We start from the raw sequence: 1,534 nt of genomic DNA, 5'->3' as shown, positions 1-1,534 counted from the left end.
GAGTCTTTGACGCACACAATCATGTTGCCGCCGAACTCGGAGACGACCCTGACGTTGACCCCGACCACGAAGCCCATATTCGCCAGGTGCTGCCTGACGCTGTCCTGACCGCCGATTTTCTTTATCACGGTGAATTCGCCCTGCTTTACGAATGTCAACGGCATATGCTCGCCTCCCTGTTTCCACGCGTATCTCATACGCTTTATCGGCATATGTTACCATTGGCTAACAAAAAAGTCAATAGTGCTCGGCGTTACCCTACGGGTAACGTTCGAGTTTCTTGAGGAAACTCGACATACAGGTGTGCCTAGAGGAGGCTCAGCATAGCGCCTTCAACGTACTATCGTTTTTATCGCAAACCCGCGGCAACACAAGTAAAACATAGAGGTTTTCGCCTCTGCGTATAGGGGATAGCCCTGCCTGAGGGCGAAAGCGCACAGGCGCAATACGGGCGCGCTGCTGCCGCTGTTCATGGCAGGGATTGACACGTTTTTCTCCCTATGGTTAAATACTCCGGCGGCGCATAGCGCTGGAATAAAACTGTTTCATTGGAGGAACAACGTGAAAAGAACCGCAATTGCCTGCGCGTGCGCAGCGGCTTTAGTCTCGGCGTGCATGACAACCGTCAAATTCCGAGTCGTTGACCGGGAATCTTTGGAGGAAATCCCGGAATACACCATATTCGTAGACGGGAAAGAAATAAAACCAGGGGAAACTGTTAGTTTATCCACGGCGGACTGGGAAGAATTCAGCGCACGGGTTAAGGCGAACGGGTACCGGGTAGAACAGGTGTACCTTGAAAAAGAACTTTATGTCGGAAGGCTTATCGTAGGAATTCTTGGCTTTTTCCCGGAATATGGGTGGGTTTACGGTCCTAAGCGCGAACAGGTTTTCTACCTGATAAAAGACAAAGCGGCAAAATAACAAGCAAAAACCGGCTTCGCGCCGGTTTTTATGCCCTCACCCATTTTAGAGCGGCTCATACAACTTTCTGAGCCGCTCACAAAAACCAGCGAGGGCTTCTCGCAAACCGATAAGCACGGTAGTATGCGCTGCGGAACGTCCGCAACAAGCGGCGAGCGTCTCTCGCGCGGCCAAACGCTTATGGCGAATTATAGGGCAAAACGTTTTCGTATCCGGTTGCTGGCGTTTTTTGCGTCGGCGCTGCCGTGCGGTGTTTATGCCTGCGGTGTGCCGCAAAAGACGGGCACCGTATGCATCGTCAATAAAACGCCCTTCGCGCTCAGCGAAGTCCGCCTGACAGACGGCGACGGCGCGGCGCTCGTCCGTATCGGGGAGTTGCGCCGCAACGAGAAGCGGACATACAGAATCAAACGGGAAAGCTCCGTTTCGCTGGAACTGAGAGACCGGGACGGAGCGGAACGGCGGTTTCTCCTGAGCGGATACGTGTTTCCGGGCGCATTCGGCTTAGAAGCCCATATAGTATGGAAACAGGGCGGGTTGCGCGTCAGGCTGAAAGAATATGCGTTTCCGGCGCCGAATGCGGCGGAACTGTTGCCGGTAAACTGACTCA

At 53.6% G+C, this 1,534-nt stretch carries 3 protein-coding genes; 2 read left to right on the top strand and 1 reads right to left on the bottom strand.

The window, feature by feature from the left end; translation table 11 throughout:
* Positions 1 to 164, bottom strand: a 164-nt coding sequence (locus AWU74_RS10470; protein WP_162504876.1) for a FeoA family protein, incomplete at its 3' end; no start/stop codon positions are given.
* Between the two features lie 397 nt (positions 165 to 561).
* Here AWU74_RS10470 and AWU74_RS05500 point away from each other — a divergent pair.
* The gene (locus AWU74_RS05500; RefSeq protein ID WP_062328430.1) at positions 562 to 924 is read left to right on the top strand and encodes a hypothetical protein; all 363 of its coding nucleotides are present in this window, start codon (positions 562 to 564) and stop codon (positions 922 to 924) included.
* Between the two features lie 123 nt (positions 925 to 1,047).
* Positions 1,048 to 1,530 carry a hypothetical protein gene (locus AWU74_RS05495; protein WP_062328427.1) on the top strand — a complete coding sequence of 161 codons (483 nt, stop codon included), beginning with the start codon at positions 1,048 to 1,050 and terminating at the stop codon, positions 1,528 to 1,530.
* Positions 1,531 to 1,534: the final 4 nt, after the last annotated feature.

It is taken from the genome of Treponema endosymbiont of Eucomonympha sp. (assembly GCF_001028545.1).
This window is presented reverse-complemented; position numbering and strand designations above follow the sequence as displayed.

Bases quoted from the DNA above. Each gene is read 5' to 3' on its own strand.
- AWU74_RS05495 (WP_062328427.1), top strand. From the start codon at position 1,048: ATGCGCTGCGGAACGTCCGCAACAAGCGGCGAGCGTCTCTCGCGCGGC.